The sequence below is a fragment of the Bdellovibrio sp. HCB-110 genome, assembly GCF_047323225.1.
Taxonomy (GTDB): Bacteria; Bdellovibrionota; Bdellovibrionia; order Bdellovibrionales; family Bdellovibrionaceae; genus Bdellovibrio.
Map to the genome: position 1 here is coordinate 3649190 of NZ_CP178750.1, position 18327 is coordinate 3667516.

Consider the following 18327-nt stretch of genomic DNA (forward strand, 5'->3'; position numbering starts at 1 on the left):
CAGGCGCGGATTTTTTGACAGTACCGTCAAAATCACACTATCCTAATTTTAGGGAACAAGTGACCCAAAGAACCCACCATGGAAGGACGGTTCATGCGAAGCCAAAGAGTTCTTATATTAGATGACGAGTCATCACTCCGCACCGCTCTGTTTAGAGTGCTAGATCGTAAAGGACTTAACGTCATCACAGCCAACAAGATCGAAGAAGCAAAGGTCTTGTGCCAAGGCGACACTCACATTGACTTAGCTATTGTTGATTTAAATCTTCCCGATGGGGATGGCATAGAGTTCATGACTTATTTAAAAGGCATGAGCCCCGCGACAGAAGTGATCATTCTTACGGGTCACGCAACAATTGAATCAGCAATTCGTGCCACACAAAAAGGCGCCTTCCACTTTGTCACGAAGCCTTTCAATCTTGAAGAGCTGATGAGCTTGATTGAAAAAGCCCTGACTCACAAGAAGTTGCAGCAAGAAAACCAGCAACTTCGTTCTGAACTTAATAAGAAATATAAATTCGACCAAATCATTGGAAACAGTGATCAGATTCAAAGTGTCTTGCGCTTGATTGAGCGCGTGGCCGATTCTGACTCGACAGTTCTTGTGACAGGTGAATCTGGAACCGGAAAAGAATTGATTGCTCGCGCGATTCACTACAACTCTCCGCGCGCAACAGGTCCTTTCATTCCTATTAACTGCGGTGCAATTCCCTCGGAACTTTTAGAGAGTGAACTTTTCGGTCACATGAAAGGGGCCTTCACCGGCGCCATCGCCAACCGTGTCGGCCGTTTTGAGATGGCTGATGGTGGAACGATCTTCCTGGATGAAATCGGTGACCTTGAACCTTCTTTGCAAGTAAAACTCTTGCGCGCTTTGCAAGAACGCAGCTTCGAACCTGTGGGTTCTACAAAAACTGTGACTGTGAATGTACGCGTGATTGCAGCCACAAATATCAATTTGGAAGAGGCTGTTGATAACGGCAACTTTCGTGAGGATTTGTTCTATCGTTTGAATGTCATTCCTTTGCAAGTTCCGGCTTTGCGCGAACGTAAAACAGACATTCCTTTATTACTGACTCATTTCATGGACGTCTTTAATAAATCCAAAGGTCGTGGCTTGTCTGGCATCACTCCAGACGCTTTAGATTGTTTGGTGAATTATCCATGGCCAGGCAACATTCGTGAACTTGAAAACTTGGTGGAGCGCATGACAATCCTTAAAGGTCATGGGCATATTGATACTTCAGATCTTCCGGTAAAATATAAGTCTGGCAAAATGGCTTCCTCTGAAATCGGCGGACTTGAGATCCCCGACAACGGCATGGACTTTAACTCGGCCGTTGATGCTTACGAAAATGCTTTGATCTTAAAAGCGTTAGAAAAAACAGGGTGGAACCGCAATCAAGCAGCGGCTCTGTTAAGACTGAACAGAACCACATTGGTAGAGAAGATCAAAAAGAAAGGTCTTACTCCTCCGAACGAAATCACTCCGACGTAAAACTCAAAACCCGCTCCTGGAAGCGGGTTTTTTCTTTTTCACACTCTATTTTTTGCAATTTTGAAGTTCGTTATTCACGAAATCCAAACGTAAAGCTGCCACCATCAGAATTTCGCGGCCCTTCATATAAGAAACCGATGCAAAACCTTTTACGGTAGAACCTTCGTAAGGAGAATTTTGATCATTCGGATTTTGACGGAAAAAACGAGTGATCTCTACGTAAGGAAGTTCCGCACCGCCCGGAAATGATTGAGTTTGAATTTTAATAATACGATCGGGAACACCGACTGCCGTTTTGCAGCGATAAGTTCCATCGTTGTATGCAAATGCCGAGCTTGTAAATAAAGTTGCAAGCGCCACTAAGAATAGTTTCATAAGTCCTCCGTGTTTAAACAGACTTATCTCATTCTTAGTTCTTTTTATTGTCACCCTCTGATTTGTTCACTGTCACATTCGGGCTCGCTTCGCGATCCGGAGGTGGTAAGCCGTTTTGCAGCGCCTTCTGCAAGATTCTTTGGCTCTTTTTTAAATCACTGATTTGTTTTTCTAAACGTTCTGCCTCCGAAACAACCAGCGCACGCACCTTAGGACACATGACAATTTTTTTGTCGTCCAAAACACAAGGCAAAATTTCTTTGATGGTTTTTACATTAAGACCCGCACCGATCAGCCAACGAATTTTCTGAACGGCATCAACGTGGTCTTCACTATAGTGTCGATAACCGCTTTCCGTGCGCAGTGGCGTAAGAAGCCCTGAAGACTCGTAATGGCGCAAAGAACGTGGACTCGTATTTGTCTTTTTAGCTAAATCACCGATTTGCATATCGAAAACAATCGTTGACCCTTACATTGATGTCAAGGTTTAGACTGCTGCAAAGGAGTTCTCTATGACGAACATCAAATACTCTCTAGGAATACTGACAGCTCTCTTTTTCCTGAGCACACATTCATTTGCGAAAACATCTTCGCTCCAAAACCTAAGCACGGCTTTAAATTCGACCATCGAAAAGGCTTTGCAAGAAAAGCGCATTGTCGGAACGGTCATCCTCGTCGCCAAGGACGGAAAGATCATTTATGAAAGTGCGACAGGTTATGCGGATCGCGAAGCTAAAAAAACAATGACCTCCGACACGGTCTTCCGCTTGGCCTCCATGAGTAAACCCATTGTTTCGCTGGCAACATTGGTTTTGCTCGATCAAGGGAAACTAAAACTGGATGATCCCATCACCAAATGGATTCCCTCATTCAAACCAAAGTTAAAAAATGGAGACGCCCCAGTCATCACCGTGCGCCATCTTCTAACCCACACCGCAGGACTGACTTACGGATTCTTTGAAGCCGCCGACGGCCCCTATCACAAATTGAAAGTTTCAGATGGACTTGATGACGTCGGCATTTCCATGCAAGAAAATTTAAAACGACTTTCAGAAGCTCCTCTGCTTTTTGCGCCGGGATCTGCGTGGCAGTACTCGCTAGCCACGGATGTATTGGGAGAGGTTGTTGCCAAAGCAGGAGGAAGCTCCCTGCCGCAAGTGGTGCAAAAAACTGTCACAGATCCTTTGAAAATGAAGAACACCACGTTCTTTGCTTCGAGTCCCGAGCAACTGGCCGTACCCTATGCCGATGGCAAACCCGAGCCTGTACGCATGAGTGATCATTACACTCTGCCGTTCGGCTCCAGCGCCGTGATTTTTTCTCCGGGTCGCGCATTAAATAAAAATGCTTACCCTTCCGGTGGTGGAGGCATGCTGGGGAACGCCAAAGATTATTTAAAATTTCTGGAAACCATACGTAATAACGGAAAACCTTTATTAAAAACTGCAACAAATCGACTTTTGATGACGAATCAAATCGGCAACATGAGTACTTTCATTGGAGCTGGCTGGGGTTGGACTTTAGGAGCTGCTCTCGTCAAAGACTCCCAAGCCGCCAACACGCCTCAGAAATCAGGAACGATAGCGTGGGGTGGCGTTTATGGACACTCTTGGTGGATTGATCCTCAGGAGAAACTAACAGTCATTATTTTAACAAATACAGCGATCGAAGGCATGTCGGGAGCATTCCCAAGCGAAGTGCGCGACACTATTTACCGCCGCCTCCCGCTGAAATAACTTTTCAAGAGCCCTGGTTTTTCAGGGCTCTTTTTTTGACATCATTCTGCAGCAACAGTCTTATCTCTCACGGATTTGACCCCGTCGATAGCCAAAACTTTTCGCTTGAGAGCTTCACTTTCTGCAGGAGAATTCACAAATCCTTGGATTGATGCCCGTCCATCTCGCACCCGGATGTTCACATTTCTGGCATTATCAGAAAATGCTTCGTCTCTTGCCAAGCTTCGACGAGCCATTGCCTGTAAATCCGAATCGCTTCGGTAAATAGTTGCGGGTCGACGTCGTTCTTCCGAAGTTCTATAAATTTGCGAAGTTGTCTCGCGCTGAGGATTTTTAATTTGTTTCGTCCGAGGTTGAGATGAATAGCTTGTCTGTGCCAAGGAAGAACTTGCCAACATCATCAAGGTCAATGCGGTTACAAGTTGTTTTTTCATAGAGTCCTCCTAAGTTACTAAAACTGTGTTCATGGTTTCATCATAAACCTCCCCTCTTCCTTGGGAAGGCCGGGCGTGGTTTTTCACAAACCCTTTGCATCATGGCACTTGCCCAAGGCCTGCAATATTTCAAACCCGCCACAAACTTGCCAGCCTTCGGACACACTTTGTGCTGACAGTGCTCTCTATTTGCAGACATCACGGTTCTAAGTTTGCTCATAGGGCGTTCATGGAGATCTTTATGAAGTCTGTTTTTTTATTTTTATTGGCTGTTTCATTTTCAAAAAACGCCGTTGCATCACCGACACCCTTTTCTTTCCCTTCCACACTAGGAAGTCTTAGCACCGAATGTCTTCGTATTGAGGAAAATTATCCTGATTTCGCCTGCCTTCGTTTTGAATTCTATCAAAGCTCAGCCCAGACATTGGATGGCGATATCGCAGAACTTGTTGAGACCAATGACTATGAGCTGCGAACTTCAAGCTGGAATCAAATGATGAGCATGCTGATGAGTTCCATGGACGGACAAATTTATCGCTATCAAGACCCTCGCGACATTGAAATCCTTCGCCGCACAAAAGCCAAAAATCAGTGGGAACTATTAAAACTTAAAGATGGATTGAGAGATTTTTGGGTCGATCCCCATACCTACTGGTATCCCAGTGTTGATGCCATCACCTTTATCGCCGTAAACCGAGAAACCTATCAAATCCTTGTAATCTCTCACGGCGAAAGAAACTAAAAAGGAGAGGGCAGCCTCTCCTTTTTCTTTATTTTTTTACGAACAAGTGAAGCATTTCAAAGAGCGCATCCATTCCGGCAAGAGCCGTGATGTCGGCATGATCGAATGGTGGGGAAATTTCGACAACGTCTCCGCCCACAAGGTTTGGTATATTGAAGGCGCGGAAGATCCTTTGCACTTCGTATGTTGTGAGACCTCCGGGAACGGGAGTTCCTGTTCCTGGAGCACAGCTTGGATCGAGGTTGTCGATGTCATAGCTGATGTACGTCGGTGTATCGTCAAACTTAGGAAGTGTTTTTAGGAACTCCGTGATCGGTTGATTGCGAATCTCGTCGACCGTGATCACGCGAATGCCGTGCTTATTTACGAAATTCAAATCATCGCCGCCCGCTAAAGGACCGCGAATTCCGATTTGCACCATCTTCTTGGGATCAACCAATCCCTCTTCAACAGCGTGACGGGCAAAAGCACCATGATGGTATTCTTGACCCCAAGCTGCCGGGTAAGTGTCTAAGTGAGCATCAAAATGCACGAAGGCCAAAGGCTTTCCGTATTTTTTTCTAAGTGCGCGAAGAACCGGAAGAGTTGTTGAGTGATCTCCACCAACAGCTAAAAATCTTTTATTGTGATTAAGAAGTTCACCCACAAACTTTTCAATGCGTTCGTAAGTTTGGTGTTGGTCAATAGGCACTGTCGGGCAATCGCCGATATCAGCGACTTTGAGTTTTTCAAAGAAGTTTTCCATGCGGGTCATGTGAAACCCACGGCCCAGACTTGAAACTTCACGCACTTTGGCAGGAGCAAAACGTCCCCCAGGACGGTACGAAACACCGCCATCGTAGGGAATTCCAAAAATCCCAATGTCGTAGTCTGCCTCTAACGCAACATAGGGCAATCTGAAGAAGGTTTTAATCGCAGAAAATCGGGGAAACTCGCGTCCGCTGAGTGGTTTGTATTCCATATTGACTCCTCAATTATCTGAAGACTACATTACCGCGAATGACAGCAAAATACGACCATAAACTCGATCACAAACAACTTACGCAATGGTACAAAAAGAACAACCGTCCTTTGCCGTGGCGAGAGAACAAAAACCCCTATCGTATTTGGCTTTCCGAAGTAATGCTGCAACAAACCACAGTTGTTGCGGTCATTCCCTATTTCGAAAAATTTCTTAAGAAGTTCCCCACCGTGCAAGATTTAGCAAAGGCTCCGGAAAGTGAAGTTTTGGAAGCCTGGGCAGGTCTGGGCTACTACTCTCGCGCAAGAAATCTTCATAAAGCGGCGAAGGCTTTAGCTGAAAATGGATTTCCACAAACAGCCGCAGAACTTTTAGAGCTTCCGGGGTTTGGACCTTATACCTCCCGCGCCGTTGCCAGTATCGCCTTTGGCGAAAAGGTCGGCGTTCTGGATGGCAACGTCATCCGCGTTCTTTCTCGCCGTTATGGTTTGAAATTGGAATGGTGGAATAACAAAGGTCGCGAGCAACTGCAAAACTTGTCAGATGAACTTGCAAGTTTGGGACAATCCGATGTCGTCAATCAAGGATTGATGGAGTTGGGTGCCACCGTGTGCACTCCGCAAAAGGTGACGTGCATGCTGTGTCCTTGGGCCGCCACATGTGTTGCGCGAGAAAAAAATCTCGTTGAAAAACTTCCGCTTAAAAAACCTCGCAAAGAAAGTGAAGTCTGGGTCTGGAAGCCCCATGTCGCGATCAAAGACCGTAAAGTCGCTCTTGTTAAGAATGATTACGCGCCCTTCTTGAAGGGGCAGATGATTTTCCCTGGTGAGATCTCTATGGAAAAAAACAAGCCTAAAGCCTATGATGCCAAACACAACATCACACATCATGATATCTTTATTCAAATCTCTCAGCGAAAATCAATAGCTGGAAAAAATGTTGAGTGGGTGGATTTGAAGGAGCTTAAAAAGGTCAATCCTTCTTCCTTGCTACAGAAAGTACTACATAAGGTTGAGATATGAAGTGGATCAGTGCGGCGATCGTTGGACTCTTATTGTGCGTGGTAGGATGCACTCATCTTAGTATCACGAAAGACGTTCTTACTCCCGACTATCTTCTTGCCAAAGGTTCCAAACAAATCACTTTCTTGGGCGACAATGATCATCCGCGCTTTTCTGAAGACGGTACAAAGTTGCTTTACACCAGCCGCGCTCGCAGTCTGCACAAAGGAGCGCAAATCTACGAAATGGATTTGGTGAAAAACAAAGAACGTCGCGTGACCTTCTCTGACGGCGATGCCTTTGATGCCATTTACATGAGCGATTCAGAAATTCTTTACGCATCAACGACGGATGAAATTAAAGAAAGTCCGTTGCTCAATAAGAATTTCAATAAAGACTATCCGCCTTCGGATCTTTACATGAGTGATTTGTATGGGAATGATATTTTGCGCATCACACAGCAACCGGGATTTGATGGCGAAGCTTTGTTTCTTCCCCATTCGACAAAACCTTTTATTCTTTTCACTTCTCGCCGTGGCGACTTGTTGGGAATTTACCGCATTGATCTGAAACACCTTCCGGTGAGTTTGATTTCTGCTGAAAAAGACAAAGAAAAACGTTACCCGACAATGACACCGGATCGCACGCAGATTGCTTGGGTGGAAAAGGATTTAAAAACAGATTCGCAAAGTCTGGTTCTTTTTAAACTCAAAGGAAAAATTCCCTTCGTACTCAAAACAGGCGAAGGCACATACCGCGATCTCTTTTTTGCACCTCGGGCTCCGCAAAGGCTTTTTTATAGCATCCTCCGTAAAGGCGAGAAGCAATACCAAATCGAAGTGTATGACATTGAAAAACAATGCACTCAGGTTGTTTTTAAAGGAAATGACTCCCTTTACTCCCCAGTTCTTACCAATGAGTCTACAGAACGCTTGGCCTTTGCCCGTTCTTTTCAAGATAAGAAACAAATTTACATAGTCAATTTGCCCGCTGATTTAGGGCCTTGCCTGGAACCCCCGCCTCAAGCTACTCTTAAAGAGTGAAAAGCTTTATCGGTGTCCTTTTAAGTCTACCTCTTTTAAGTCTGGCGGCTCCTTATCCAGCCACCAGCTCTTCGGCGCTCACAGCTCCGGAAAAGGGACTTTATTTTCTGCACAAAGGCTTTACGCTCAAAACAGAAGGCACAAACTGGGTTCCGGTTCCAGGAACCGAACAAAGTCTTCTGGATACGGTTCGCTTTTCTTCTAAAGACAATCCTAAAGACGGCAGCCTCAGCATTCGCACCGACAAAGTCGCAAAAAGCGCTTCCTTGGATCTTTATACGCGCAAGTGGATGCGTGACTATCCCAACTATGGCTTTGAAGTGATCTCAGCAAAGAACTTCACTTTGAATGGCAGCCCGGCTTTGGTTGTCGATATGCTTTCACGCTCTAAAAACAAACAGATTCGCCAAGTGATTCTTAAAAATGAAGATCGTGTCGCCATCATGACTTGTCTCGATAACAAGGCCACATTCAATAAGTCCCTGCAAAGCTGCAACCAGATCATGAAGTCGTTTTCTTGGAACGCCAGCGACACTTCTGTTGAAAAATCTGAAACGGTTCCTGCCGTTAAGAAATAGACCCGAAAAGAACGAAGCTTCACGGAACAATTGCAATTAAATAATGAACATTGTCGTTTAACAACTGGTCTTCTTGCGGTCTGGGCCCTATGAAAGCGCCATGAAACTTTTTATCGCGCTTCTCATTTCATCGGTCATTTTTCCTCTTTATTCTCAGGCGACAAGCCCTTACTCCCCTTCAGAAGGTTATCTGGGGCAAGGGCATGATCCAGCTTTGAACAAGTATCGTCAGAGATATTTTTATAAAACAGATGGAACTTTAGATCCCAGGAAGCTCGACGAGCTTATTCTTTTTTTGGAGTATCAAAAGGGTCTATTGATGGACTCGGCAAAATTAAATAGAAAAACAAATTTAATTTTGGTGCATGGATATGAAAACGACAAAGCCGAAAAAGAAGGCTTGGAGGCGCAAAGCACAGAGGCAGAAACCATCGCTCCTTTGATCTTCGCCATAGAGCACACAAGAGAGCTTAAAGCGAACCACATGCACATGTCTCGCTTAGAGGTTCATGAGAAAATCGAACATATTCTGCTATTTGTGGCTGCCGGATACACGCCTTATCCCGACACCATTATCTCACACGCTGTGGATCGTGCGAAAAATTTGATCGAAAACTTTTTTGAATTCCAAATTGATGATTCTGGAAAAACCCAAGCCAGCAACTTACTTTTAAATGGAAAATTTGCAAGTCCGATGGATCTCGCCAACGCTCGCAAGAACGGTCAGGATCTTTCCTTGCTAGATCCGCCGTCGTCCCCGATTTGGACTGACAACGATATCGAAGCCTATGATCCTTATAAAGAAGTGTATCTGGGAAAAAAGTTTTTTCCTCCGCGCGAAGACTCTTTGCCCGTTTTTCACTATGAGCGCATGGGAAATGGCACCATTAAATTCAAAACTCATTGGCTGGATGCTAATGACCTCAATAAAAAAGGTCTGCCTCGAAAGAAAGACGTCACACTTCGTGTCGGCCATGAAGCCTACGATGCCTCGGTCGTGAATCATTTGGCTCGCATCATCGGGTACCCTGCCAATCCCACGACCTTCAGATCAAAAATCAAATTGGATCTGGGGGAAGTCACCTTCGAAGAGTTTCTAACTCAATGGAGAAGTGTGCATGGACTTGAAATGGGAACGGCTATCACCCACATCGACAGAATCCCTGGCGAAAATGCCGTGATCTTAAAAAATGTCACTCTTGAGGCCTATCCCGACAAAGATGAATATCGACGCATGGGACCGTTCCGCATGGGCGACAATGGACTTCGCAATCGGCGTGAGTATCGCGCCATGGTCCTTTACAATTCACTGATTTCTTTGCAGGACGAATTCGAATATCAATCCCGCGTGGATGCGATCAAAGATCCAAAAAAGGGATGGTTGCCGATTTTCTTTATCTCCGACACAAGCTCTGCTCTGGGACTACCATCCATGTTGGGCAATGTGGGAACCGTGAACGAGTACACGTGGGAGTTCACTCGCAATGATCACGGCATGATCCGTCTTTTCTGGCTCTCTGTTTTCAACTCTCGCACTTGGAAAGACACAACCTATAGCGATGTCAAATGGCTGGCTCGTCGTATCGCGAGAATTAAGTCGGCCCAGATCGACGCGATCATGGATACATCGGGTTTTCCAGAGCCTGTCAAAAGACTTTATGCGGAAAAAATCAAGTCCCGTATCAATGGCATGATTGCCGATTTCGGATTGTATAAAGAAGGAGTTCCTTTACATTCAGTGAAGTCAAAACAAGAACTCTCTGACATGTATCCTCAATACATCAACGAAAAAGGTTTTCTCAAAGAAGGTGCTCAAGAATACCCCGACAACACTTTGCCGATTCTCGGAAATCGTTTCACGCCTCTGCAAGGAGCCATCGTCCTGACGATCAACGCTCTTCAGAATAAATTTCTCTCGCTCTTTAATCCCGCAAATTATGGAGCCGGAAACTTTACGGTGGATTTAGGAACAACTCACGTCAATGGCGGTCTGGCCTTTGCCGCTTCCCGCAGCGTGAGTGTCAATCCCGAACTCGGCCCTGGACAACACCGTTATCTTTTGAACGATAAAATCAGTATCAGTATTCCCGTAGGACTTGTGACAGACAGAATCGAAACACCCCTTGGGCTCTACTATACTTATACGTTTGAATATCTTCACAGCGTGGCGACGATGAAAGAAGTCGGCACGAACAGATTCTTTGCCCTGCTCAATCCTTTTAGCATTCTTGATATCCGTAGATCCTTAGGTATCGGGGAACAACTCTTGGTCACCCATTCTTTAGGGGCCTCCATAGGCAAAGCCAAGCTCAAGGTCATTGATGATGTGCAGATCGAAGCGGCTCTGTTAGGTTTGAGTATTTCTGCCGTGAAGACGATGTACTTTGCAAAACCCCATCCAACCCTTTTTGAAATCTCGACGGATCATTTGACTGTTGCTGCCGCTCAAAGTGGTTTGGATGTGCGAACCTATCTGCGATTGGCTGCCACAATTCGTGCGCAAAGATCTAAGAAAGTCTACAAACTCTATCGCATCGATACTTTGAATGAAACACCAGAGGGTGAAGTCCGCCTGCAAGAGTCTTTTGATTCCGCATTGATAGATAACGATTTAAGTTCGTTAGAGAAAATGGTTCGCCCTCATGAACTGATCGAATCTGCCAAAGATCGCACTTTCAACCTGGGCTTCTTTGTATGGAATCTGTCTGCCAATACGGGAGTCAGTTATTTAGAAGCGGATGGGCAAAAACTTGTCCTGGGTCGCAAAACCAGCACTTATGATCGCTCTTTAAGTCGTATTTGGAACGACAAAGTTCGCATTGGTTACGCCGAAACAGGAGTTAACTTTGTCGGAGAATTTTGGGGCGAAGGGAAACACATCAACATTGGCATAGAAGGTGTCGTTAACGCCAAAGAGACCCAGTTTTCAGATATCGAAGTCAATATCACGGCCTCTATGTTTGACAACTACTGCACGCGCAAAGAATTTGAAAAAGACTTCAAAAAATTCTTCACGCAAAGATCGGGAATGAACAACTACATTCGTTTTCAAATGCCCGATGAACTTGAAGTCTACCCTGAACTTGAAGGTACTATGCGCTGGCAAATTTCAAAAAAAGCTTTACGGGATATCTTAAGAGCCGCCAGCTCCATGTCCAATTTGGATTACCTCCTTCCGGGTGGTGGCACATTTCATCGCGACCACCAGACCTCCGTCAACGACCCACGGGACGACGTGAGCTTTAAAGCGCAGAAGTTGCTTCGCGCTTTAGATCAAGAAGTGATCATCAATAATAAAAGGTACACTTTAGAGCAGCAGACGAAAGATCTTCTCTCTGTTTTGGACGGTCTTATTGGAAATAAAGCGGAACATATTGCGCAACTCCGCAGGTTTGTGCGCAATGAAGATATTTGGCTCGTCACTAGCATTTCCAACATGCTGGAACTCAGCCATCCGACCTTCCGACATCAAAAACAGAATGTATTTTGGGCTCCCGAAATCGGGAAGTATCAAGGCCATAGCTTTTTGGATCGCTTCCGTCGCGAAAACTTGCTAGAGCCCGTGATTCGATAAGGCATTTAGTAAAGAAGGTACTTCTTTCTCTCTTTCGCCCAAGACTTTTCATCTTTCGCCAACGCCGCATCTAAATCTTTAGGTGTGGCTTTGGAATTTTCAATCCAGTCTTTAAGTGCCGGGCCACCATTGATCACGTCGAAAGCCAAACGATCGCGCACATATTCATAGGCAAAATCGCGATAAATAGGGTACTTCGGATGCATTTCACGAATTACTTTGAGCATCAAGGCCACCAAACGGAAGGGCTTGAACTGATCGTGTTTGTAGCTATTGGCATCTGTGTGAAATTGGAAACCGTGACATAGTTTTCCGACATGTTTGTGAAACGTAGGCTCAAAGAAACATTCGCGCAACGTCACCCCTTTGTGCCACTGTGGAGCTTTCTTTTTCATGCGCACTAGAACTTCGGTGAAATCAATGTCAGAGGCTCCGATAATCTCTAATGCTCTTGTTGTCCCACGAGCTTCAGACAATGTTGTTCCCTCAATAAGCACAGTGCCAGAGTACGCTCTTGCCATATTCAGAGAAGCCGCATTCGGCGACGGATTCACCCAAGGGCGCTTCGTGTCCCAACCAAATCCAGGCCCCTTCTCCGGCGAGTAACCTTTCATTTTCACTACTTGCAGATCTAAATTCATTTTGTAGAAGTCTTTGAAATAAAGAGCGAGCTCCCCCACTGTCAGACCATGGCGCATCGGAATGGGAGCCGCACCCACAAAGGATTCCCAGCCTGGCAACATTTTGAAGCCTTCGATAGGACGACCCGCTGGATTCGGACGATCTAGAACGATGACTGATTTTCCAAGTTTCGCGCACTCTTCCATCACGTAAAGTAGCGTTGTGATAAATGTATAAATACGGCAGCCCAAGTCTTGAAGATCAAAAAGAAGAACGTCGAAGTGTTGCATCATCTCTGGCGTGGGACGACGGACTTCCCCGTAAAGACTGAAGATAGGAATTTTGTGAACAGGATCAACAAAGTCAGGACTCTCAATCATATTGTCCTGTTTGTCACCACGAACACCATGCTGAGGTCCAAAGGCACAAGAAAGTTTTATTTTTTTCGAAAGCAAATCCAAACTGTGTTGCAGATTTTCATCAACACTCGCGGGATGGCATACAAGACCCACGCGTTTTCCCTTGAGGGACTTCAACATTTTTGGATTCGACAATAGAACTTCCACACCGAGCTTCATACAACTTCCTTGTTATCAGAAAATTGTAAACACACCCCGCAGGCAGAGCAACGCAAAATACACCCGTAAGTCTAGTGGCCTTCGGACCGCCTCGTCCATGATGATTTCCCGAGTTTTAATGGGGATTTATGGGTTCTCTAACTACATGAACTGATTAGTAAAAAACAAAATCAGCAGAAGTAGTTGAAGAAATTCCTTAAACTGCCGAAAAGAATCATGTGTTTTGGTTCTTTTCATAAGAGTCTCCTTCGCAGAGGAAAACTCTCATCCATAAGAAAGCGGTCCTAGGGCCGCTTTCTTATTATGCAAAGACTGTCGCGAACTCAGGTTACTATAAATTCTGACAGACCCATCATCTCATTTGTTTTTCGGACATAATGCTTGTACTTGTGAACTAGTTTGAATTCTTACGAAGCCACTCGGCCATTGGCAATGCGAAGTAGGTGAAGATCACATCGGCCCCCGCTCTGCGGATTGAATATAGAGTTTCAACCATCGCGCGAGTTTCATCAATGATCCCGGCTTTAGCGCCAGCCTTGATCAGACCATATTCGCCGCTGACATTGTAAGCTGCCACTGGTAAGTGCGTGTGAGTTTTCACAAGACTGATGATGTCTAAGTAGCTCAAAGCCGGCTTCACCATCACCATGTCCGCGCCTTCAAGTTCGTCCAACTCCACTTCGCGAAGAGCTTCACGGGCATTGCGGAAATCCATTTGGTAAGTTTTTTTATCACCAAATTTTGGAGCTGAATCAAGAGCCTCACGGAAAGGACCATAGAAGCTCGAAGCATATTTAGCAGAATAAGAAAGAATACCGGTGTCTGTGAAACCCTCTTCATCCAAGGCTTCACGAATGGCACCTACACGACCGTCCATCATGTCAGAGGGAGAAACGATATCCGCTCCTGCCTGTGCATGAACGATAGACATCTTCGCCAAAATCTCGACCGTTTCGTCATTTAGAATCTTTCCATTTTTTACGACACCATCATGACCGTCGGAAGAGTAAGGGTCCAGGGCGACATCCGAGATCAAAGTCACGTCAGGAAACTTATCGCGGATCATTTTTAAAGTCGTTGGCAAAAGGCCGTTGGGATTCAATGATTCTTTTCCATAAGGGTCTTTGAGTGTCTCGGAAAGAGCCGGAAATAAATCGAACGATTTCACACCAAGTTCCACGGCTTTCTGCACTTCTTGTAAAAGCATGTCGGGGCTCATACGGAAGATGCCTGGCATAGAGTTGATGGCTTGACGTTCGCCCTTTCCTTCACAAAGAAACAGGGGCAAAACGAGCTGAGATACTCTTAAATCCGTCTCCGCAACCATTTGTCGCAGGGCCTCTGTTTTACGATTTCTTCTCGGTCTTTGAGTGAGCTTCATATTACCTCCACCCTCTGCCTACTTTCGAGGCACTTTTCTACTTCAGCTCCAGGCCTCTGGCCTTGCGCACTGTGCGCCACAAGGCGCGCATGACATTTCGATGACACTTTGTTGAAAGTTTAGTGATAAACCTATCTGTACATGGAAGATATACTTCTCGTTCACAGAAAATCCAATAGAAACTTCTCCGAGTCTCTTCAAGATGCAGCGATCTGGCAAACATGTTTGCGCAAGATTCTTTTTTGCACTGAAGTGGAATTGAACACGTACAGTGATTTGATTGAGCCCGAAGACCAAGTTCTTCGCGGCGAGAAGGCGTTGCATCTTCTTTTGGAAATCTTGTGCGGCCTGCACTCTCCGATTATTGGCGAAACAGAAGTCTTCGGTCAGTTTAGAAATTTCGTTGAATCTCGCAAACAACTTCAGGACACACTTTTTGGTGATCACCAAAAATGGTTGAACTTTATTATGGCTGAAGTGAAAAAGACCCGCGCGGAACACTTGGTGGGCTTGGGCTCACAAAGTTACGGCAGTCTTTTGCGCAAATACAGCAAGGATCTTGAAACTGTGACTCTGTGTGGTTCTGGACAACTGGCACAAGAAATTCTTCCATGGCTTGCACATAAAAAATCGATGCAAGTGATCTGCCGTAATCCTGCAAAAATGCAAAACTTTGCAGAGAAATACGAGAGTCTAACTATTACGACTTACAATGAATCCTATGTTCATGGCGAGGCGATGGTGATTGCCGCTCCTTTGACAGACGCACGCATCTTAGAGTTGATGGGCAAACAGGACACACGTCCTTTGGTCATCTTCGATTTGCGCGGGGAAGAAAATGAATTGCCAGCTCTGACAGCTCAACAATTCCCTCACGTCAAAGTTATGGGCCTTCATCAGTTCTTTGCAGAGATTGAAGAAACAAAAAAAGATACGCACGCTAAGATTCAGTCTTTGAAAGCAGATCTTTTTGAAAAAGCAGTCGCGTTTATGCAAAGAACGGAGCTTCGCCCACTTGGTTGGGACGATATATGCGCTTAAAGATTTCCGCTCGTAAGAGTGATCTTGCGCGTCTTCAGGCTTTCATGGTTGGAGACGCTCTTAAAAAAAAACACCCGCATCTTGAAGTAGAGTACCTCTTTAAAGAATCTCTGGGCGACAAAAACCTCACAGATCCTCTCTGGAAAATCCCTGAAAAAGGTGTCTTCACTGAAGATTTCTATGGTGAACTCACTCGTGGTGAAACCGACATGGTTGTGCACTCGTGGAAAGATCTTCCGACGGAATTTAAAAGTGATACGGTGATTGCGGCGACTTTGCCTCGTGCGGACCAACGCGATCTTCTTCTTCTTAAAAAATCTCACTTTGCGCAGATCAAAGATTCACGTGCGTTGCGAGTTTACAGCTCGTCTCCTCGCCGCGAATACAATCTGACTGACTTTTTTAAAAGCCATCTGCCATTTACGTTAGATTCAGTAAAATTTGAGAGTGTGCGTGGAAATATCCCAACACGTGTTCGTAAACTTTTAGAAGATCCAAACATTGATGGCCTTATTGTCGCAAAAGCGGCCTTGGACCGCCTGCTCACGGCAACTCAAGATGAGTTCAAAGAAGTTCAAGGACTTCTTCGTTCTTACCTACAAAATCTCACTTGGGCTGTTTTGCCTTTGAGTGTGAATCCAAATGCGGCCGCTCAAGGAGCTTTGGCTGTAGAAATTCTCACGACTCGCAAAGACCTTGTGGAGTTACTCAAGCCCATTCACGACGAGAGCACTTATCAATGCGCTCAAAAAGAACGCGAGATTCTTGCGAGCTTTGGTGGCGGTTGCCATCAAAAGATCGGTGTCGCAGTCATGCATCGCACTTACGGGGAAATCACTTTGCTTAAAGGTCTGACGGATCAAGGCAAAGTTTTGGATACCAGAGCCCTCTCTACTTCTTCAGTTCCGACTTTTCCGGAAAACTCCATGTGGTCAGGAGACGTTAAAGCCGAACGAGTGCCACTGAATGTTGCGCCTTTGGCCCCACATATCAATGCTCTCTATGTCGCTCGTAGTGAAGCTTGGCCAGAGAACTTGTCATCTCCGGGATTTGTTTGGACTGCGGGGCTTAAAACATGGAAAAACCTCGCGCAAAAAGGTATATGGGTTCATGGCTGCGCCGAGAGTTTGGGAGAGCAAGAAGACGCCCGTTTGGACATTCTTGCGGGAGCCCCTCTGCACTGGGCAAAACTTTCTCACGAAGAAGGTTACGAATCCAATGTCGAGAGCCTTCCTTTAATTGCCACTTACTCTTTGAAGTCCACAGGGAACTTGGGTTCTTTTGCTGGTAAAGAGAGTTTCTTCTGGAGCAGCGGGAGTCAATTCTTGCAAGCGATGCAAGAAGCTCCGGAGATTTTAACAAAACATCACGCCTGTGGTCCCGGCAATACGTACAAAGTGATTCGGGCTTACATGGAAAAGAAAAATGCTTTTGATCCTTCACGCTTAAGAATTTTCTTGGATCAAGACGACTGGAGACAGCAATGCAAAAAGTAACTTCTGAAGAATTATTCCAACGCGCTTTGAAAGTCGCTCCAGGTGGAGTTCACTCCCCTGTTCGTTCTTTCAAAGGTCTTGATCGTGCTCCGGTTTTCTTTAAGAAAGCGGAAGGTGCCTTTCTTACTTCTGTTGAAGATAAAAAATATATCGACTTCTGCCAAAGCTTTGGCCCCTTGATCTTGGGCCACTTAGATCCTGAGGTGAAAGAAGAAGTTCATCGCATGGTTGATACCGCATGGACTTTCGGTGCGACGGAAATTTATTCTTTGGAATTGGCGGAGTGGATCACGTCAACTTTGCCCTTCATGGAAAAGCTTCGCTTCGTATCTTCTGGAACGGAAGCCGTGATGAGTGCTCTTCGTGTGGCAAGAGCCGCTACAGGACGCACAAAGATTTTGAAATTTGAAGGCTGCTATCACGGCCACGTCGATAATCTTCTTGTGAAAGCTGGAAGCGGTCTTGCGGGAACTGCGGCCTCTTCAAGTGCGGGTATTCCTGCGGAAGTAGCAGCTCACACGGTGGTAACTCCTCTCGATAACGAAGCTCGTTTGGAAGAAGTTTTCCAAGTTCAAGGTAAAGACATCGCAGCTGTCATTATCGAACCACTTCCTGCAAACTATGGTCTTTTGGTTCAACGTCCTGAGTTTTTGAAACGTGTTGCAGAACTTTGTGAGAAAAACGGAAGTCTTTTGATTTTCGACGAAGTGATCTCTGGATTCCGCGTGGGTCTTGCGGGCATGGTAGAGAAAACCGGCATTCGCCCTGACCTTGTTACTTACGGAAAAATCATCGGTGGCGGTTTCCCTGTGGGTTGCTACGGTGGAAAAGCAGAATTGATGAACATGGTTGCACCTAGCGGCGATGTTTACCAAGCTGGGACTTTGAGTGCCAATCCAATCGGTATGCGCGCGGGTCTTACGACACTTAAGAAAATGCAACGCCTCGATGGTTGGAATGTTCTTGAACAAAGAACTAAGAAGTTTGCAGATACTTTGCGTGCGGGTTTTGCAAAAAAAGGTGTGCCTTTGGAAGTCAGCCAAATCGCTTCTTTATTCTGGATTCATGGCCCGACGAAATCTCCTATTCGTTCTATTGATCAGATTCCTGGAAACCAAGGTGCTACGTTCAAAGGTCTTTTCCTCAAAGCTTTGGACAAAGGTGTTTACTTGGCTCCGAACGCTTACGAAGTCGGTTTCGTGTCTATGGCTCACTCCGATGAGCTTTTGGAACAAGCCGCTCACACGATCATCGAATCTGCGGAGTAAT

The 18327-nt window shown here is 45.6% G+C and carries 16 protein-coding genes; 10 read left to right on the top strand and 6 right to left on the bottom strand.

The genetic code is table 11. The features are described from left to right. The first annotated feature begins 93 nt into the window (after positions 1 to 93). Positions 94 to 1497 (top strand): sigma-54-dependent transcriptional regulator, encoded by a 1404-nt coding sequence (locus ACL934_RS17320; RefSeq protein ID WP_413612658.1) that lies wholly within the window; start codon positions 94 to 96, stop codon positions 1495 to 1497. A 45-nt stretch (positions 1498 to 1542) separates the two neighbouring features. On the opposite strand, the gene ACL934_RS17325 is transcribed toward ACL934_RS17320, so the two are convergent. Together ACL934_RS17325 and ACL934_RS17330 are read right to left on the bottom strand one after the other, a co-directional pair. Continuing rightward, positions 1543 to 1872, bottom strand: coding sequence for a hypothetical protein (locus ACL934_RS17325; protein WP_374075626.1), 330 nt, complete (start codon positions 1870 to 1872; stop codon positions 1543 to 1545). Positions 1873 to 1906: 34 nt separating this feature from the next. Beyond that, positions 1907 to 2320 (bottom strand): MerR family transcriptional regulator, encoded by a 414-nt coding sequence (locus ACL934_RS17330; protein ID WP_374075627.1) that lies wholly within the window; start codon positions 2318 to 2320, stop codon positions 1907 to 1909. A 64-nt stretch (positions 2321 to 2384) separates the two neighbouring features. On the opposite strand from ACL934_RS17330, the gene ACL934_RS17335 reads away from it, so the two are divergent. Beyond that, positions 2385 to 3608: a serine hydrolase domain-containing protein gene (locus ACL934_RS17335; protein WP_374075628.1), complete on the top strand. Its 1224-nt coding sequence runs from the start codon at positions 2385 to 2387 to the stop codon at positions 3606 to 3608. A gap of 41 nt (positions 3609 to 3649) precedes the next feature. On the opposite strand, the gene ACL934_RS17340 is transcribed toward ACL934_RS17335, so the two are convergent. Then, positions 3650 to 4042, bottom strand: a complete 393-nt coding sequence (locus tag ACL934_RS17340; RefSeq protein WP_374075629.1) for a BON domain-containing protein — start codon at positions 4040 to 4042, stop codon at positions 3650 to 3652. Between the two features lie 241 nt (positions 4043 to 4283). On the opposite strand from ACL934_RS17340, the gene ACL934_RS17345 reads away from it, so the two are divergent. After that, a complete protein-coding gene (locus ACL934_RS17345; RefSeq protein WP_374075631.1) occupies positions 4284 to 4784 on the top strand; it encodes a hypothetical protein in 501 nt (166 codons plus the stop codon). Positions 4785 to 4812: 28 nt separating this feature from the next. Here ACL934_RS17345 and speB read toward each other — a convergent pair whose 3' ends face one another. Then, a complete protein-coding gene (gene speB / locus ACL934_RS17350) occupies positions 4813 to 5745 on the bottom strand; it encodes an agmatinase (protein ID WP_374075634.1) in 933 nt (310 codons plus the stop codon). 38 nt (positions 5746 to 5783) lie between these two features. Here speB and ACL934_RS17355 point away from each other — a divergent pair, with 38 nt between their 5' ends. The 4 genes from ACL934_RS17355 (at position 5784) to ACL934_RS17370 (ending at position 11941) form a co-directional block, all read left to right on the top strand. Then, positions 5784 to 6767: an A/G-specific adenine glycosylase gene (locus ACL934_RS17355; RefSeq protein ID WP_374075636.1), complete on the top strand. Its 984-nt coding sequence runs from the start codon at positions 5784 to 5786 to the stop codon at positions 6765 to 6767. Continuing rightward, complete coding sequence (locus ACL934_RS17360) at positions 6764 to 7789, top strand: TolB family protein (RefSeq protein ID WP_374075638.1); 1026 nt, start codon at positions 6764 to 6766, stop codon at positions 7787 to 7789. The genes ACL934_RS17355 and ACL934_RS17360 overlap by 4 nt, the downstream gene beginning before the upstream one ends. Further along, positions 7786 to 8367 carry a hypothetical protein gene (locus ACL934_RS17365; protein ID WP_374075640.1) on the top strand — a complete coding sequence of 194 codons (582 nt, stop codon included), beginning with the start codon at positions 7786 to 7788 and terminating at the stop codon, positions 8365 to 8367. Before ACL934_RS17360 ends, ACL934_RS17365 begins: the two co-directional genes overlap by 4 nt. Before the next feature lie 100 nt (positions 8368 to 8467). Beyond that, a complete protein-coding gene (locus tag ACL934_RS17370; RefSeq protein ID WP_413612659.1) occupies positions 8468 to 11941 on the top strand; it encodes a hypothetical protein in 3474 nt (1157 codons plus the stop codon). 5 nt (positions 11942 to 11946) lie between these two features. On the opposite strand, the gene ACL934_RS17375 is transcribed toward ACL934_RS17370, so the two are convergent. Together ACL934_RS17375 and hemB are read right to left on the bottom strand one after the other, a co-directional pair. Continuing rightward, positions 11947 to 13140, bottom strand: a complete 1194-nt coding sequence (locus tag ACL934_RS17375) for an exo-beta-N-acetylmuramidase NamZ domain-containing protein (protein WP_413612660.1) — start codon at positions 13138 to 13140, stop codon at positions 11947 to 11949. Positions 13141 to 13534: 394 nt separating this feature from the next. Next, complete coding sequence (gene hemB / locus ACL934_RS17380; RefSeq protein ID WP_413612661.1) at positions 13535 to 14521, bottom strand: porphobilinogen synthase; 987 nt, start codon at positions 14519 to 14521, stop codon at positions 13535 to 13537. 141 nt (positions 14522 to 14662) lie between these two features. Here hemB and ACL934_RS17385 point away from each other — a divergent pair, with 141 nt between their 5' ends. From ACL934_RS17385 to hemL, 3 genes are read left to right on the top strand one after another with little or no spacing between them, the layout of a single operon-like run. Further along, complete coding sequence (locus ACL934_RS17385; RefSeq protein ID WP_374075649.1) at positions 14663 to 15562, top strand: hypothetical protein; 900 nt, start codon at positions 14663 to 14665, stop codon at positions 15560 to 15562. Beyond that, on the top strand, positions 15553 to 17058 hold the full coding sequence (hemC, locus tag ACL934_RS17390) for a hydroxymethylbilane synthase (protein WP_413612662.1): 1506 nt from the start codon (positions 15553 to 15555) through the stop codon (positions 17056 to 17058). The genes ACL934_RS17385 and hemC overlap by 10 nt, the downstream gene beginning before the upstream one ends. Then, positions 17046 to 18326 carry a glutamate-1-semialdehyde 2,1-aminomutase gene (gene hemL, locus ACL934_RS17395; protein ID WP_374075653.1) on the top strand — a complete coding sequence of 427 codons (1281 nt, stop codon included), beginning with the start codon at positions 17046 to 17048 and terminating at the stop codon, positions 18324 to 18326. Before hemC ends, hemL begins: the two co-directional genes overlap by 13 nt. Position 18327 lies beyond the last annotated feature (1 nt).

Excerpts from the sequence above, each read along its gene's own strand:
- ACL934_RS17325 (WP_374075626.1), bottom strand. The coding sequence starts at position 1,872 with ATGAAACTATTCTTAGTGGCGCTTGCAACTTTATTTACAAGCTCGGCA.
- hemL (WP_374075653.1), top strand. The coding sequence starts at position 17,046 with ATGCAAAAAGTAACTTCTGAAGAATTATTCCAACGCGCTTTGAAAGTC.
- speB (WP_374075634.1), bottom strand. The coding sequence starts at position 5,745 with ATGGAATACAAACCACTCAGCGGACGCGAGTTTCCCCGATTTTCTGCG.
- ACL934_RS17355 (WP_374075636.1), top strand. The coding sequence starts at position 5,784 with ATGACAGCAAAATACGACCATAAACTCGATCACAAACAACTTACGCAA.
- ACL934_RS17345 (WP_374075631.1), top strand. The coding sequence starts at position 4,284 with ATGAAGTCTGTTTTTTTATTTTTATTGGCTGTTTCATTTTCAAAAAAC.
- ACL934_RS17330 (WP_374075627.1), bottom strand. The coding sequence starts at position 2,320 with ATGCAAATCGGTGATTTAGCTAAAAAGACAAATACGAGTCCACGTTCT.
- ACL934_RS17360 (WP_374075638.1), top strand. The coding sequence starts at position 6,764 with ATGAAGTGGATCAGTGCGGCGATCGTTGGACTCTTATTGTGCGTGGTA.
- ACL934_RS17335 (WP_374075628.1), top strand. The coding sequence starts at position 2,385 with ATGACGAACATCAAATACTCTCTAGGAATACTGACAGCTCTCTTTTTC.
- ACL934_RS17370 (WP_413612659.1), top strand. The coding sequence starts at position 8,468 with ATGAAACTTTTTATCGCGCTTCTCATTTCATCGGTCATTTTTCCTCTT.
- hemB (WP_413612661.1), bottom strand. The coding sequence starts at position 14,521 with ATGAAGCTCACTCAAAGACCGAGAAGAAATCGTAAAACAGAGGCCCTG.
- ACL934_RS17340 (WP_374075629.1), bottom strand. The coding sequence starts at position 4,042 with ATGAAAAAACAACTTGTAACCGCATTGACCTTGATGATGTTGGCAAGT.
- ACL934_RS17320 (WP_413612658.1), top strand. The coding sequence starts at position 94 with ATGCGAAGCCAAAGAGTTCTTATATTAGATGACGAGTCATCACTCCGC.
- hemC (WP_413612662.1), top strand. The coding sequence starts at position 15,553 with ATGCGCTTAAAGATTTCCGCTCGTAAGAGTGATCTTGCGCGTCTTCAG.
- ACL934_RS17385 (WP_374075649.1), top strand. The coding sequence starts at position 14,663 with ATGGAAGATATACTTCTCGTTCACAGAAAATCCAATAGAAACTTCTCC.
- ACL934_RS17375 (WP_413612660.1), bottom strand. The coding sequence starts at position 13,140 with ATGAAGCTCGGTGTGGAAGTTCTATTGTCGAATCCAAAAATGTTGAAG.